At 43.8% G+C, this 12,814-nt stretch carries 9 protein-coding genes and 1 tRNA gene; 4 read left to right on the forward strand and 6 right to left on the reverse strand.

Translation table 11 applies throughout. The annotated features are described in order from the left end of the window. Positions 1-33: 33 nt before the first annotated feature. Both BACSA_RS06170 and BACSA_RS06175 read left to right on the forward strand, forming a co-directional pair. Positions 34-942, forward strand: a complete 909-nt coding sequence (locus BACSA_RS06170) for a helix-turn-helix domain-containing protein (RefSeq protein WP_013617241.1) — start codon at positions 34-36, stop codon at positions 940-942. 94 nt (positions 943-1,036) lie between these two features. Continuing rightward, positions 1,037-2,254 carry a tyrosine-type recombinase/integrase gene (locus BACSA_RS06175; protein WP_013617242.1) on the forward strand — a complete coding sequence of 406 codons (1,218 nt, stop codon included), beginning with the start codon at positions 1,037-1,039 and terminating at the stop codon, positions 2,252-2,254. Between the two features lie 384 nt (positions 2,255-2,638). On the opposite strand, the gene BACSA_RS20735 is transcribed toward BACSA_RS06175, so the two are convergent. The 6 genes from BACSA_RS20735 to BACSA_RS06200 form a co-directional block, all read right to left on the reverse strand. Next, complete coding sequence (locus tag BACSA_RS20735; protein WP_262501250.1) at positions 2,639-2,761, reverse strand: hypothetical protein; 123 nt, start codon at positions 2,759-2,761, stop codon at positions 2,639-2,641. Between the two features lie 239 nt (positions 2,762-3,000). Continuing rightward, positions 3,001-5,532, reverse strand: coding sequence for a DEAD/DEAH box helicase family protein (locus tag BACSA_RS06180; RefSeq protein ID WP_013617244.1), 2,532 nt, complete (start codon positions 5,530-5,532; stop codon positions 3,001-3,003). Positions 5,533-5,629: 97 nt separating this feature from the next. After that, entirely contained in the window at positions 5,630-6,571 is a 942-nt protein-coding gene (locus BACSA_RS06185) for a ComF family protein (protein ID WP_013617245.1), read from the reverse strand. A 177-nt stretch (positions 6,572-6,748) separates the two neighbouring features. Continuing rightward, positions 6,749-7,162 carry a virulence RhuM family protein gene (locus BACSA_RS06190; protein ID WP_013617246.1) on the reverse strand — a complete coding sequence of 138 codons (414 nt, stop codon included), beginning with the start codon at positions 7,160-7,162 and terminating at the stop codon, positions 6,749-6,751. 44 nt (positions 7,163-7,206) lie between these two features. Continuing rightward, positions 7,207-8,421 (reverse strand): site-specific integrase, encoded by a 1,215-nt coding sequence (locus BACSA_RS06195; protein WP_013617247.1) that lies wholly within the window; start codon positions 8,419-8,421, stop codon positions 7,207-7,209. Between the two features lie 301 nt (positions 8,422-8,722). Further along, positions 8,723-8,807 (reverse strand) — tRNA-Ser (locus tag BACSA_RS06200). A 157-nt stretch (positions 8,808-8,964) separates the two neighbouring features. On the opposite strand from BACSA_RS06200, the gene BACSA_RS06205 reads away from it, so the two are divergent. Further along, entirely contained in the window at positions 8,965-11,460 is a 2,496-nt protein-coding gene (locus BACSA_RS06205) for an endonuclease MutS2 (RefSeq protein WP_013617248.1), read from the forward strand. Between the two features lie 134 nt (positions 11,461-11,594). Beyond that, positions 11,595-12,812 (forward strand): L-serine ammonia-lyase, encoded by a 1,218-nt coding sequence (locus BACSA_RS06210; protein WP_013617249.1) that lies wholly within the window; start codon positions 11,595-11,597, stop codon positions 12,810-12,812. The last annotated feature ends 2 nt before the right edge of the window (positions 12,813-12,814 follow it).

The following is a 12,814-nucleotide window of genomic DNA, read 5'->3' on the forward strand; positions in this document are numbered from 1 at the left end:
TTTGCGATACAAGAATGTAATGATGATACGAATATGAAAACAGATTTGATAAAAATGGATACGGTAGAAGAGTACAACAAACTGTTCGGACTGGAAACACTTCACCCGTTGGTGAATGTCATCGACCTTTCGGAAGCCACCCGATTCCCTATACGTTTCACTATCAATTACGGCATCTATGCCCTGTTCTTGAAAGAAACCAAATGTGGCGATATCCGTTATGGAAGGCAGGTTTATGATTATCGGGAAGGCACGATTACCAGTTTCGCACCGGGGCAGGTGTCGGAAACGGAAATGCTGGAAGGCATGAAGCCCACGGCACGCGGCATTGTGTTTCATCCCGATCTGATTAAAGGCACATCGCTCGGACAGGAAATCAAGTCTTATTCTTTCTTCTCTTACAATTCTACCGAAGCCCTGCACCTTTCGGACGAAGAGAAAAGCATCATCCTCGATTGTCTGGCTAAAATAAAAATGGAACTGACGCATCCGATAGACAAGTTGAGCAAACGGCTGATTGCAAGAAATATCCAGTTGCTGCTTGACTATTGTATGCGTTTTTATAACCGGCAATTCGTCACCCGCGAGAAATCAAACAAGGATATGCTGACCCGTTTCGAAGCTTTGCTCGACGATTATTTTCAAAGTGGAAAGTCGCGTACCAACGGACTGCCGACCGTACGGTATTTTGCCGATAAGGTATTTCTTTCTCCCAACTATTTCGGAGACCTTATTAAGAAAGAAACGGGAAAAAATCCGCAGGAATACATTCAGGGTAAAATCATAGATACTGCCAAAGACATGCTCGCCGATACGGAGAAGACCGTAAACCAGATTGCCGATGAATTGGGCTTTCAATATTCCCAACATTTCAACCGGGTATTTAAGAAAGTGGCAGGATATACGCCCAGCGAATACAGAAAACGGGTGGCTGCAGGATAACAAATTTTCAGCGGCTTTATTTACACAATCTTGTTGATACCATCATAGGTGCCTATATTGGTTTTATTTTCAATAAACATTAAAATCAAATATTATGGCATCTATCAAACTTAAATTCCGCCCTTCGACTGTCCCCGACAAAGAAGGCACACTCTATTTCCAAGTGTTACACCGCAGAAGCGTGCGATTGGCCTATACCGATTACCACATCAAGCCGGACGAATGGGACGAAAAAGCATCGTTTATACGCATCACCGGCACACCAGAAAGGCAGGCGGAACTGCGACTGGCCATATCCAAAATACTATGGGACAGCAAGCAGCTCACTACACTCATCACTGAAAAAGAACAGGCGTTAGCGGAATACACCGCCGATGACATTGTGTCAGCATTCAAGCTTCTCCCCCCATGCCGGACATGGTTCGACTTCATTCACAGCATGATTGCCCAAAAGATGCGTATAGGCAGAAACGGAACCGCCAAGACTTACCGTGACGCATTAGCAAGTTTCTCCCTGTTTAGGGATGGGGAAGACATCACCATCGACGCATTAGACACCGAAACGATGAACTTGTATGAAGCATGGCTGAAAGGACGAGGGGTAAAGCGCAACTCCTCGTCGTGCTACTTGCGCACGTTGCGCACCCTCTACCGCAAAGCAGTGGAAGCGGGTCTAACCACCGACAAGAACATCTTCCGCCACGTATTCACCGGATTCGCCAAGACCACCAAACGTGCCATTCCATTGGACTACATCCGTACCATCAAACAACTTCAGCTTCCGGAAGGGTCGCCGCAGTCCTTTGCCAGAGACATGTTCATACTATGCATCTACCTGCAAGGAATCTCGTTTGTAGACATGGCATACCTGAAGAAAAACGACATAAAAAACGGCAAACTGCAATACAGCCGAAAAAAAACCGGACAGGTTCTGAACATCAGTTGGGAACCTGCCATGCAAGACATTGTGGACACATACGCACACCTGACCATCGGAAGTCCATACCTGTTGCCTATCATTACCGTTCAAGACGGAACAGAACGTATCCAATACGAACGGATGGAACACAAAGTGAACTATCATTTAAAAAAAATAGGGACAATGGCAGGATTACAAATGCCGCTCACCACATATACCGGCCGCCACAGCTGGGCAAGTACAATGAGAGATATGGGCGTCAGCCTATCCGTCATCAGCAAGGGGTTGGGACACGAAAGTCTGAAAACCACGCAAATTTATCTTTCCTCCATTGACACGGAGGGTGTGGCAAAAGCCAACCGAAAAATGATAGGGAAAATTCTGCGACCTTAAAACGACCTGAAATATTCGAAAAAGTTCATAGCTATAATATAAAAACAGTTAAGTAACCGCCTTACACAACTGACAAGCAAGGAAGCCGAACTCCTTATCAACCTAGCACGCTATGAACATGACAATCCCAGCTATGTGAAATAGGAATGGGGAAACAAGAAAAGCACCGCAATCTACTGATTTACGGTGCTTTATGCTTTAAACTGACGGCTCATTTGAATGCCTTGTTTTCAGTTTCAGCGGAGAGACAGGATTATGAACCTTTCTCTCCAAAATCCTTATGAATCAACATTTTAATTCAGTTCAATTTTTCAAGTGTAACGATTTAGTAACTGAAAACTGTCTTTTTGTGTCACTCATAGACTTTCGCTTGTCTAAACTTTATCATTGCAGGATTTCCGCTTCCTCCTTCGGCACGTTGTCTTTCTTGAAAACATAGTCCGCTATGCGGTCTATCTTCTCCATCATCGTCTTCACGACCTCATTGTCCATCGTTATTATTTCCATATCCTTCCGTATTGGTTACGCTGCAAAGGTGCGCAACTCCACGCAGGCACAATCCATAGTATTTCCATAGTAGGGAATGATTTTCCCTATTTTTCTTCCATAATCCCCGTTTCCCCCGCATACGGGCACAAAAAAAAAGCGACTCCATCCGGCACTGAAGCACGGATGAAGCCGCCATATCTAACGTTCTTATATATTATAACAGTTTACAAAATCATTCTAAATGTAGTGATAATATTTTATTTTTTTCGTATCCAAGATTCTGTATAAAGACTTTCAATATCCTTTACATTTAATTTATTAGCATTTATAAAATCCTGAATCTTATCATCTTCGATCTCATGAATATTATAAGGTTTAAATTCCTTAACAAAAGATTTTATAGCATTCTTAAACTGTTTAATCTTTTTCTTATTCATGATTTCTACCTCATGTGTAAAATCAGCTTCATAGGATAATTTATTAGTAGGAATTATTAGAATTCTTTTTACATATACATCTTTGCCATATTCGTTCTCAAACCATCCACAATGTGAATTCATTTGTCCTACTTCATGCTTATTTATAGTTTCACGGCTTTCACTAACTTCACTTTTACATTCAAGTAAAATGAATTTATGTTCAATACCACCCCATAAATTATCTGGTCCCTTACGAATTTCTTTATCGGGTCTTTGACTTATAAAACCTAATAACAGGCCTATATTCTGCAAAGCCATTTCAAATTTTTCTGCATTCACTCCAAACGAAAAATCATTTAAAATACCATCTACAGCTAACATCAATTCGCTATAATCATTATATTGAGCAATCCATTTCTTTATTCTATGAATTCTAGAATCATTAATAATGTTAATCTTTTTATAAGTTATTCCATCTTTTGGTTTTAATAAATGTAGATTACAATTAAAAGCCGCTTTTTGAAGTCGATTAGATTCAGTTTTACTAATGAAATATTTATATCGTGCCAATATTTGTAAATACCATCCTTTTTCAGAGTCTTCAGTTATGTATTTATCCAATATCGCTTGAATTTGATTACATGCGTCTTCATAATTCTTTTGCATAGAAAAAATCTCTGCTTTTTTCTCTAGCTCCAATATTTCATAAATATTATTTTTATTTTCTAAAACTGGAATTTTATCCATTTCTTCACGATAAAATTCTTTCCACCCCTCATCTCTTTTTATTACAGCTTGGGATATTAACGATGCTACTACTTTCAGACTAGGTTCATCTGCTTTAAGTTCATCCTTCGCCATTTCTGCAATTTGGAAACCAATATCAATTTGTTTCCTTGTTTGGGAAGAAAAATATTTATTAGTTTTTATGCTCCTAATAAACTTCACTAAATCAGCACCAATTAATAAAATAACACTATAGTCTTTTTCACCTCTAACACTTCTTCCCAAACCTTGTTCTATTTTTTGAGCCAAACGAATATTGATAACATCGCTATTAATTCTACACTGTTCTTCATATCGATCTACCAATGAATTAAAATATGGCATTGAGTCAATAATTAATAAACGACAAGATTCATCTGGTAAATCAATTCCATCATATCTATTTATTATTACTACTGTATTACTGGTTTTACCGGCTTTCAAATCTGAAATGTTAGCAAAAATATTTTTTGAGTTAGTAATAGTAGAGCCTAAATGATAATATTGTTCCGATCTGCGAAGACTTGGAACAATTGCTACTCTACCAAAATGCATTTTATCATTAGGTTTTGCGAATTGGCTTACTATTAAATCACGATCTAGTGACTCATCAATTAATGATGGTATCAAAATCATTTTTTCACCAGACCACTTTTGCTCAGTATTGATTAAAGGATTCTTTATTGCGTTAACATCAAATCCTAAACCTTTTATAAAAAAAGAATCATCCTGAGTCGTAGCAGACATTAATATTCTTTGATTTGCATTAGCAAATGAACCAAAACTTCCAATAGGAATATTATATGGAAGTATTTCTATACCTTTACCTGTAACAAAAGCCTGACAATCCTCAAGATTATTTTTTATTAAAGGCCATATAAACATCAGCTCATCGTCATCTTTATGTTTAGACAACAGACTGGTAATCTCACTTTTTTTATCAATCCAAGACCAATATGGAATAGGAAGTAAAGCTTCATAATCACCATTGCAAATATCCAAAAAATCACCTTCACCTTGATCTGACAAATCTTCCTTAAAAAGTGTCAATATTTCTGCATATATTGGTTTTTCCCTCGGAATCCTAATAGTAAAAGAATCTTTTATAGAATCAATACATGCATGTGAATCATCTAAAATGATAGTCCCGATATGTGTGGAAAAGTTATTAATTCCAAAAATAGTTTTTCCATTAAATATTTTTTGAACGTGTACAATTAAAATTCGCTTTCCTTCAATGAAGTCGTTAGGTAAACTATTATCACTTTCTATTACACAATATGGAATACCAAATTTTTCAGCTTCTTTAGCAACTTGTTGTGACAAATAGATATTAGGGCACACAAAAGCACAAGGTCCCTCGCCTTGATTTATCTTAGACTGAAGTATTAATAACCCTATTAAAGTTTTACCTTCTCCAGTATGGAGTTTGATAATCAGATTCTTGTCTTTCTGCTTATGTTTAAACCATTCATCCAATATTTTATATTGTACAGGTCTTAATGGACCTGTAACACTTCTTCTATCCAATTCATCATAAATCTCTAATGGATTTATCTTCTTTTCAACTTCTTTTTTTCCTAACTTCTTCCTAAAATCAATCATAACTCAAAGTATTTTAATGTTGTATATTTTTACTTAATACGTACGCCATTTCTTCAACGACAAACAAATATAGAAAAATAAATTGAATATTAATCAATTATACAGTCTTCCCCAGAAACACCCCGATAACCGACAATGCCCCAAGTTGCTTCATCTTTCGTTGCAGTTGCCTGAAGCTCTCCCCGGTCGTGAGTACATCATCCAGCAGGACAACATTCTTTCCTCTGATATACCGCCGTGTGAATTGCAGATTCCGCAGTATGTCCTTATCCTTTCCTTTTCCTTTCAGCTGCTCGCGGTCTTCCTCTATCCAGATGGCTTTGAAACCGTCCGTAATGCCCAGCCATTCCGATAGGTAGTAGCATACCACCGGAAAGCGTTTCCGCTGTCTCTCCCTTGTCGATGCGGGTATAGGTATCAGTACCGTGTCTTCCTTCGTTCCGTTGAATCCCGCATGTTTCAGACACAGTGCCAGTATCCGTGCGACCAGCTCGCCGCAGTATCCTCCTTCCTTAAAACGGAATATCAGGTTGCTTACCCGTTTCTGGTGTGTATCCGTCTTTTCAATCTTCGTTGGGTAATAGTCATGCAGGTAGTGGCACCTGCACCCGTCTATAAGAACTTCTCCCTTGAACATTGTTTCGTACGGATAGAAATCCATTTTCTTCTCCCTTTCAAACGTAAAGTTCAGCACATCCCTCATCATGGCATTCCATTCCTTCGACCTGCCCAGCGAATACCATCCCGCATGTTTCCCGGCTTCCATCAGGCACATACCGATTTCCATCGCTTCGCTGAACCGCTGGTGCGAGACGATGTACCACCCGTGTTTCCGGCACAGACCGGCAAACTCCTTTATGTCCGCAGTCAGGAAGTACATCATGCCTTCCTCTCTGATGACTACCGTCAGTTCCGACTTCGGTTTCTCCCTGCTGAACAGGCTTTCGCTGTAATTCACTCCGTGCCATACCGACTCCGTGCATTCCTCATCGCAGAACTGCACTTCCACCTCTTCAAGCAGGTCAAATTCTTCCACCATACCGTTTCTGTCTTTAATTACAGGTTTAAGAGGGATTTAAGTTACACATTATTATCGGTTTACGGATAAGCGCGTTTACGGTTTTATATTTTTTAACTTATATAAAACACGTGTCGGGACAGCCTCCCGAACAGGGGAGACTATCCCGACACGTATATCCGCCATATCCTGCGGCTTTCAGTTCCAGCTGTTTCTCTTTTCGCCGCTCATGCAGAGAATCACCGTACTTTTCTTCTTTTCAAATGATTCTGCCAACCGTCTTGCAGCCCACTTTCTGAATGCCTCGCATTTCAGTCCCTTCATGCGGAATCCCAATGCAATGATGGTTGCCAGACTGTAGAGGTCCACACTGCAATTTTTTCCGTTATAGGTGAAATGTTCGACCCGCACATCCCGGTATTCATCAAAGTCTCCGGTTTTTGCAAGGGATTTCAGTCCGGCATTTACCGACTGTACAAACACGCCATACGCCCGTGCGATGTCGCATTTCGGCAACCATACCTCGCCCTTGTCGTCCGTTTCTATCCTTACGCTCACCTTATCAGGTGCATTGCGGTTATATTCCACTTCAAAATTGCCAAATCTCACCATAATAGTTGCTTTTATACATTATATATGGAATCTCAGTATGGAGGTCATAACATGGCATCCAGTTTTCCCGCAAGGACCTCCATATCCTTTCTTATCTTCTCATTGGTTATGCGGGCATAGATTTGCGTCGTTTCAATGTTCGTATGCCCCAGCATTTTCGACACCGTTTCAATCGGCACGCCTTTAGCCAGAGTAGTGGTCGTAGCAAACGTGTGACGTGCCAGGTGGAAGGTAATATTTTTATTTATACCGCACAAATCCGCAATCTCTTTTAAGTAAGAATTAAGTTTTTGATTGCTCAGCACAGGCAGCAACTGACCTTTGGGGAGCTGACCTTCATATTTCTGGAGTATCGCCTGCGGTATCTTCAGCAGCGGCACGTTTACCGGAGTATCTGTCTTATGACGGTGCGTCATGATCCACGGCTTCCCGTCAAACGAGATTCTGATGTCGCTTGCCTTCAGTTCCTTCACGTCCACATATGATAATCCCGTGTAACAGGAGAACAGGAACACGTCCCGTACCTGTTCCAGTCTTTTAGTCGGAAACTTCTTCTTCATTATCTTTTGCAGTTCCGCATCCGTCAGATAACCTCTGTCCACACGTTTCAGTCTGATTTTATAATTTGAAAACGGGTCAGTATAAATCCAACCGTTGTTTTTGGCGATGATTACAATCATCTTGAACGTCTGCATGAATTTTGCCGTAGTATTCTCATTGCATTTGCTTTCCGTTCTCAGATAGTTCTCGAAGTCCGTAATGAACATATGGCCGATTTCCTTCAGTGATATATCCGAAATATTGTATTTCACTTTCATAAATTCCTCCAGCCTCCGGTAGCAGCGGTCATACTTCGCGAGGGTGGCAGGAGTCTTGCTGATGCCGACCAGTTTTCTTGCATCCTCATTGTGTTTCTTGAAAAGTTCCAGCAGTGTTCTTTGTTTCGCCGTTATTCCCAAAAACGCATTGCGTATTTTTTCTACCGTTACGAATGACTCATGCACTTCAATATCCCGGTAGTGGTTTTTCAGCGAAGCACGGATGTCCTCCAATGTTTCATTCAACTGGCGGGCTTTCTGTGTATTTCCTTTCGCCTTGCCCAATGTGGTATCCCATTTATCAGGTTCTATATCCAGCTTTGAGCTGAATTGAGAAATTTCACCGTTAAGCGACAGACGAATCATAATACCCGCTTTTCCTTCCTTGTTCAGATAGTTCTTTCTTAGATAGAACAGAATCTTAAATGTACTCTTACTCATATCCTTTTTTAATTTAGCTCCGTTACAGTGGGTGTAATGACTTCCCTCTGCAAAGGAATAATTAATAATTGGGTTATAAGCAGACATTTGAACGTCAATGAGCGACAAATCAAGGACTTACATCGAAAATCGTTACAGAAGATTTTCCCGATTTTCCTGTAACGATTTTGTAACGGAACTTTGTCTGAAGTGGGCATTTTAATGTCTTTCGGTTGTCCACCGGATAAATAGAAAAAGTCCCGTAAAACGTTGATTTTACGGGACTTGTCTTAATTTGACTACCTAATGTCTTAGGTTTCAGCGGAGAGACAGGGATTCGAACCCCGGGTACCTCGCGGTACAACGGTTTTCAAGACCGCCGCAATCGACCACTCTGCCACCTCTCCAAAACGCTTTTCGCGATGTGCTTCCTTTCAAAAGCGCTGCAAAGGTACGGATTATTTTCAATTTGGCAAATATTTCATCACTTTTTTTGATTGTTTTTTCGCATTGTCGTAACTTTGCCGACGATAACCAAATTGTTAGAACAGACATTAACAAGGCATGATATATCCACAAAACTTTGAACAGAAAATAGGGTTCGACCAAATCAGGAACCTTATAAAAGCCAAGTGCCTGAGCACATTGGGCGAAGAAAAAACAGACGGAATGGCTTTCTCCAGCGACTACGAAGAAATCAACTGCCGGCTGGAGGAAGTAGTGGAATTCGTCCGCATTCTGGAAGAGGAAGACGAATTTCCCAGCCAATACTTTTTCGATGTGCGCCCTTCGTTGAAACGCATCCGGGTGGAAGGACTGTATCTGGACGAACAGGAACTGTTCGATCTGCGCCGCTCGCTGGAAACAATACGCGACATCGTGGGTTTTCTGCAAAAAGAGGACGAGGAAGACGAAGATTCGCACTCACCCTACCCTGCCCTACACGCCCTGGCTGCCGATATTCTGGTATTTCCACAGCTCATAGCACGCATCAACAACATTCTTGACAAGTTCGGCAAGATAAAAGACAATGCCTCTGCCGAGCTCTTGCGTATCCGGCGCGAACTGGCTGACACGACAGGCAGCATCTCGCGCAGCCTGAACAGCATCTTGCGCAGTGCACAGGCAGAAGGTTTCGTGGAAAAAGACGTGACGCCGACTATGCGCGACGGACGGTTGGTCATTCCTGTGGCTCCGGGCATGAAGCGCAAGATACGAGGCATCGTACACGATGAATCGGCTACAGGCAAGACCGTTTTCATTGAACCGGCAGAAGTGGTAGAAGCCAATAACCGCATCCGGGAACTGGAAGGTGAAGAGCGACGGGAAATTATCCGCATACTGACCGAATTTTCGGCAACTATCCGCCCGCAAGTACCCGCCATCCTGCAATCATACGAATTCCTGGCACTTATCGACTTTATCCGTGCCAAAGCCCTTTTCTGTATGGATATCAAAGCAGTAAAGCCCGCCTTCGAAGAACAACAAATCATCGACTGGATAGAAGCCGTACACCCATTGCTCCAGAAATCGCTGGCGAAACACAATAAGAAGGTAGTGCCGCTGGACATTGAACTGACCAGCCGCCAACGCATCCTGCTGATATCAGGACCCAATGCCGGAGGCAAATCGGTATGTCTGAAAACCGTAGGACTGCTGCAATACATGCTCCAATGTGGCTTGTTGATACCGCTGAACGAACGGAGCCATGCGGGCATCTTCGAAAACATCTTTATCGACATCGGCGACGAACAAAGCATCGAAGACGACCTGAGCACCTATTCTTCACACCTTACCAATATGAAGAATATGATGAAATATTGCAACGGCAAGAGCCTTATCCTGATAGACGAGTTCGGCGGAGGTACGGAGCCGCAAATCGGAGGCGCCATTGCCGAAGCGGTACTGAAACGGTTTAACCAGAAACAGACATTCGGGGTCATCACCACCCATTACCAGAACCTGAAGCACTTTGCCGAAGACCACGAAGGCGTAATCAATGGAGCCATGCTCTACGACCGCCACGAGATGCGCGCACTCTTCCAGTTGCAGATAGGAAATCCCGGAAGCTCGTTCGCCGTAGAGATAGCCCGTAAAATCGGATTGCCCGAAGAGGTGATAGCCGATGCCTCGGAAATTGTGGGCAGCGAATACATTCAAAGCGACAAATACCTGCAAGACATCGTGCGCGACAAACGCTACTGGGAAACCAAGCGGCAAAACATCCGCAAGAAAGAAAAGCAGATGGAAGACACCATTGCCCGCTACCAGCAAGAGATAGAAGAACTGGAGCGCAAACGGAAGGAAATCCTGCAAAAAGCCAAGGAGGATGCCGAACACCTGCTCCAGGAATCGAACGCCAAGATAGAGAACACTATCCGCACCATCAAGGAAGCACAAGCGGAAAAAGAACGCACACGCACGGCACGCCAGGAACTTGCCGATTTCAAGCAAGAAGTGGAGACCATTGACACCGCAGCCCTCGAAGAACAAATAGCCCGCAAAATGGAACGCCTGCGCGAAAAGCAGAAACGCAAAGAAGAACGGAAGAACAAAAAAGCCGAAACTGCCCCCATGCAGCCGAAAGCAAAGCCCATCTGCACGGGAGACTATGTGCGCATCAAAGGTCAGACAAGTGTAGGACAGGTGTTGGAACTAAACGGACAGAACGCCGTGGTGATGTTCGGACTGATGAAGACCAATGTCAAGACCGAACGGCTGGAACACGCCGACCCACCCAAGACTTCGAACGTGATGGCAAAAGCCACCTTCGTAAGCAGCGAGACGCAAGAACAGATGTACCAGAAGAAACTGAACTTCAAGCAAGACATCGACGTACGGGGCATGCGCGGCGATGAAGCCATACAGGCGGTCACCTATTTCATCGATGATGCCATTCAAGTAGGCGTAAGCCGTGTCCGCATCCTGCATGGAACAGGCTCGGGCATCCTGCGCACACTGATACGCCAATACCTTGCCACCGTACCCGGCGTAGCGCATTTCCAAGACGAGCACGTACAGTTCGGCGGGGCGGGAATCACGGTGGTAGATTTGAAATGACTCACATTATATATAATGAACCATTCACCACAGAGAACACAGAGGGACACAGCGTTTTTTATTTTTATCTCCTCTGTGATACTCTGTGTCATCTGTGGTAAAAGATTAACCATTTCACATACATACTTAAAAAGATGAAATCAATCAGAGAATTATACCGGATAGGCACAGGACCCTCTAGCAGCCACACCATGGGACCGCGGAAGGCAGCCGAACAATTCCTTGCCCGCCATCCCGAAGCAAAATCCTTCGAAGTGACGCTTTACGGAAGCCTTGCCGCTACAGGCAAGGGACACATGACCGATGTGGCCATCTTAGACGTACTCCAACCACACGCACCGGTCGAAATCGTATGGAAACCGCATGTGTTCTTTCCCTTCCACCCCAATGGAATGACTTTCAAGGCTTTCGATGGAAACGGAAAGAAAACCGATGAGTGGACCGTGTTCAGCATCGGAGGAGGGGCACTTGCTGAAGAAGGGCATCCGCAAGGTAGCACTCCTGACATCTATGAAATGAACACGATGAGCCGGATACTCTACTGGTGCGAACACACCGGACGCAGCTACTGGGAATATGTAGAACAATGCGAAGGTAAAGAGATATGGGACTACCTCGCCGAAGTATGGGAAACAATGAAGGCAGCCATCCTGCGTGGATTGGATGCTGAAGGCGTATTGCCTGGACCGCTCAACCTGCGCCGGAAAGCATCGGCATACTACATCAAGGCAAAGGGATTCAAAGACTCGCTCCGCTCACGCGGACTGGTGTTTGCGTACGCCCTTGCCGTAAGCGAGGAAAACGCTTCGGGCGGAAAAATCGTAACTGCCCCCACGTGTGGAGCCTGTGGCGTGGTGCCTGCCGTGCTCTATCATTTACAGAAAACCCGGGAGTTCAGCGATGCCCGCATCCTGCGTGCCCTTGCCACCGCAGGACTGGTAGGAAATATCGTCAAACACAACGCCTCGATATCGGGAGCCGAAGCCGGATGCCAGGCAGAAGTAGGCGTGGCATGCTCGATGGCGGCTGCAGCGGCAAGCCAACTCTTCGGTGGAAGTCCCGCACAGATAGAATATGCTGCCGAGATGGGGCTGGAACACCACTTGGGCATGACGTGCGACCCTGTGTGCGGACTGGTGCAAATTCCCTGCATCGAACGAAACGCCTACGCCGCTGCCCGTGCCCTTGACGCCAATACCTACTCTGCGTTCACCGACGGACACCACCGCGTATCGTTCGACCGTGTGGTAGAAGTAATGAAAGAAACCGGACACGACCTCCCCTCACTCTACAAAGAAACCAGCGAGGGTGGGCTTGCCAAAGACTATCACCCGATGGCAATTGACAATTGACA

It is taken from the genome of Phocaeicola salanitronis DSM 18170 (genome assembly GCF_000190575.1).
GTDB lineage: Bacteria > Bacteroidota > Bacteroidia > Bacteroidales > Bacteroidaceae > Phocaeicola > Phocaeicola salanitronis.

What these genes read in the sequence shown, in the direction of transcription:
- BACSA_RS06195 (WP_013617247.1), bottom strand. Translation starts at nt 8,421, where the DNA reads ATGAGTAAGAGTACATTTAAGATTCTGTTCTATCTAAGAAAGAACTAT.
- BACSA_RS06205 (WP_013617248.1), top strand. Translation starts at nt 8,965, where the DNA reads ATGATATATCCACAAAACTTTGAACAGAAAATAGGGTTCGACCAAATC.
- BACSA_RS06190 (WP_013617246.1), bottom strand. Translation starts at nt 7,162, where the DNA reads ATGGTGAGATTTGGCAATTTTGAAGTGGAATATAACCGCAATGCACCT.
- BACSA_RS06170 (WP_013617241.1), top strand. Translation starts at nt 34, where the DNA reads ATGAAAACAGATTTGATAAAAATGGATACGGTAGAAGAGTACAACAAA.
- BACSA_RS20735 (WP_262501250.1), bottom strand. Translation starts at nt 2,761, where the DNA reads ATGGAAATAATAACGATGGACAATGAGGTCGTGAAGACGATGATGGAG.
- BACSA_RS06180 (WP_013617244.1), bottom strand. Translation starts at nt 5,532, where the DNA reads ATGATTGATTTTAGGAAGAAGTTAGGAAAAAAAGAAGTTGAAAAGAAG.
- BACSA_RS06210 (WP_013617249.1), top strand. Translation starts at nt 11,595, where the DNA reads ATGAAATCAATCAGAGAATTATACCGGATAGGCACAGGACCCTCTAGC.
- BACSA_RS06185 (WP_013617245.1), bottom strand. Translation starts at nt 6,571, where the DNA reads ATGGTGGAAGAATTTGACCTGCTTGAAGAGGTGGAAGTGCAGTTCTGC.
- BACSA_RS06175 (WP_013617242.1), top strand. Translation starts at nt 1,037, where the DNA reads ATGGCATCTATCAAACTTAAATTCCGCCCTTCGACTGTCCCCGACAAA.